2 protein-coding genes are annotated in these 2,963 nt (G+C 49.7%); both read right to left on the bottom strand.

The window, feature by feature from the left end:
- Nucleotides 1-119 precede the first annotated feature (119 nt).
- Nucleotides 120-1,115 (bottom strand): metallophosphoesterase family protein, encoded by a 996-nt coding sequence (locus K2I50_RS10675; RefSeq protein ID WP_301026334.1) that lies wholly within the window; start codon nt 1,113-1,115, stop codon nt 120-122.
- 27 nt (nt 1,116-1,142) lie between these two features.
- Nucleotides 1,143-2,789: a hypothetical protein gene (locus tag K2I50_RS10670; protein ID WP_301026333.1), complete on the bottom strand. Its 1,647-nt coding sequence runs from the start codon at nt 2,787-2,789 to the stop codon at nt 1,143-1,145.
- Nucleotides 2,790-2,963: the final 174 nt, after the last annotated feature.

The following is a 2,963-nucleotide window of genomic DNA, read 5'->3' as shown; positions in this document are numbered from 1 at the left end:
ACGCGCTGACAGGATACGGGAAGCACACAGTCCTGATATACAAATACAGCAGTGGCGCACATTGGACTCGAGTCCGATGTGCGCCACAACTGTATTATGAATGTATCTCTTATGCCGGGTTATTTACCAGAGCGTGGGAAGGAGGTGGTGTTGATGACGTCGCCGCCACGGAGCCGGAGCCATGTGTCGAGGCGGGGCTCGCCCTCGTGGAGCACGATTATCCTGGCGCCGTTCTTGCCGAGATGGTTGTATACGGTCTTGCCGCCGGAATAGCGGCCGTAGCCGAGCATCACGCCTGCATACTGGGTGACGAAGTCATTGTCGTGGTCGTGGCCGCAAAACACGCCAAACACATCGCCCATCTCCTTTATCGAGGCAAACATGCCGCTGTTGGCAGCCTGGTGGCAGATGTTCTCGCCTTTGGTGCCAAGCAGGAAGTTTTTTGTGTCGCCATGAGCGGCTGAAAACTCCTGTAGAGGAATGTGCATGAACATGAGCGAAGGCACCGGCCTGCCACCGGCAGCCTGCGTGCGCATCATGCTCTCGCCACGGTACCACCCTATCTGGTCGTAGGTAAGCCATGCATATTTTCCGACGCCGGGCACACGTGCTCCGGAATGGCTGTCGAGGCAGTAAAGCGCCCCTACCACACGGTCGGAACCGTCGCCGGCAAGCAGACTCACCGAATAGTCGGGACTGTCGACACCCTCGGGACGCGGAGGCATGATACATCCGGCCATCACCTGCATGGCGTCGTACATTTCGGGAAGAGTCATGTCAAACTGCTCGTCGTGGTTGCCGAACACCATGGCCCATGGAAGTCCGCGGCGCACGATAGGCTCAACGAGCTCGGGAAGGGCCTCCCTTACTCCATTGGAGTAGACGAGGTCGCCGGTTATGATTACAAAGTCGGGATTTTCGGCCTCAAGCACTTCGTCCATCATCTCAGTGGCTGCACGTGAGGCTTTCTTTCCGTGCTTGTAGTGGGTATCGGTAAACTGCACTATCTTCAGAGTGCCGTTGTCGCTAAATCTAAGTGACGGCTGAGCAAATGCATCTCCGCATACCCCAAAGAGCATACACAGCGCAGCCACCACACTAATCATTCTTTTCATAAAACTTCCAAAGGTAATAATTAGAGCTTAATTATCAAGTTTATATTCGTCTTTTGAACATTTCTTCCATTTATTGCCATCGGAATCCCGGAAGTCATTGCCCCAGGTTCTTTTAATCTCTCTGCCGAATACAGAGCCATCATCCAGAACGACCCTATCAGGATCTTCCTCACATTGTGGCCCGACCTGCTGAGGCTCGGGCTCGGGTTCGGGGGCCTTGTATGTGCGCGCGGCTTCGAAAAATCCGCCTACTATCGCGGCTATGACCACAGCAATCACCACATAGACAGCAGCTAAAGCAAACATAACCACAGACGCGGCGAAAACGACAGGATATATCACAAGCGCAACCCACCTGTACATGCCATCGAGCCTTACGGCAAGGATTATAATCTGAATAAGGAAGAGCGATACGGCAAGGGTGAAACATACGGCGGCACATCCTACCCAGAATCCGGAGTCGAAGCTGAGACATGACATGAAATCGGCCCTTAAGGTGTCAATCAACGTGTTGTCGTACACATGGTTGATAAACGCGGCAATAACAGTAAACACCACAGCACACTTGGCACATGCCAGAGAGAGACTGCGGCACTCGTGGCTGAGCATCTTCTGCATCATGGATATGCCGATGAAGAATACCGCAATACTGCCTAAAAGGAAACCGATAATAATGACCCATGTCCATACGTCACCATCAGGAGAGTGTGAGAACATGAATGGAGCGATTTCATTGAAAATCATATCGTATCCAATCCACAATATCAGTATGCTGAGCAACAGCACCAATCCGCTCACAAGGAAGAAGCCGGTATCGTACTCTTCCTCCAGCTTTACATAGATAATCGCAGCAAGGAGCAGCACGACCACGGCGATATAGCAATAGGCAAGTGTGTTGTCACCTTCGGCCGATGACGCACCGGCATTTGCGGCATTACCCTCCGTCGGAAAAAATACCTCGTCGTACATGGAGAATATCAGACGGCCGTCGGAATAATCATAGATTAATTCTGTGGTTATAAACTCTGTGCCATCATCGCCATCAAGCTCCATTTCGACATCGGCATTGCCGTATTCGGCCAAATTGACCATAGCAACCTTATTATAGCATTCCGTGCCGTTATTCCCGCTTCTTCGTATCCATCCGTAGCATTGACTCCCGTCAACGGGGTATTTGACAGGTTCGTAGAGGCTCAGGAACACCTCAGATGTCCCGAAAGCATCCTGATTTTTCCACATTCCTACAAAGGGAGTTTCATTTATCTTATGGAAAACAACATCATCGGGCATGCTTGCTATGCGGACCTCCTTCCTGCGTGGATTGTAGGTAAGAGTATCAAATTCGTACTCCATAGTATATGATGCCAACGAGCGTACGAGATACCGGTCGTTGCCCAACGGGACGACCGAATCTATGTCATAAGTATATATACGGTTGATATTGGAAAAATTCATTATTCCATAGCACTTTCCTCCCCCAATTTCATCCGAATCAATTGTCGGCGCAGACAGGTCGAGTTCCATAACATATTTCATATTATAGGACCCGTAATGTGAATCAACCATGCCGCAATCATGTTCGAATCGGCCTTTTACCACATCGTCGTCTGAGGAGCATGCACCAAGTATGGCGGTAACCAACGCACATACTATTATTTTAAATAATCCTTTCATAAGCAAAAAAACGGTCAAATCCGGATTTCTGACATTCAATTAATTCCGGATCTGACCGCTTGTGAATAAATTTAAGTCAATAAGATTTCGCCTCAGATACTTAGAGCTTGTTTAATAATAAATGTTGCCGCCAGGGTCGTATAGCTTGAGACGATTTTCGACATGTGACGAAGG

The organism is Muribaculum sp., from assembly GCF_029051885.1.
Classification (GTDB): Bacteria; Bacteroidota; Bacteroidia; order Bacteroidales; family Muribaculaceae; genus Muribaculum.
The sequence above is the reverse complement of the archived record's forward strand: the minus strand, read 5'-3'. Positions and strand labels throughout refer to the sequence as shown.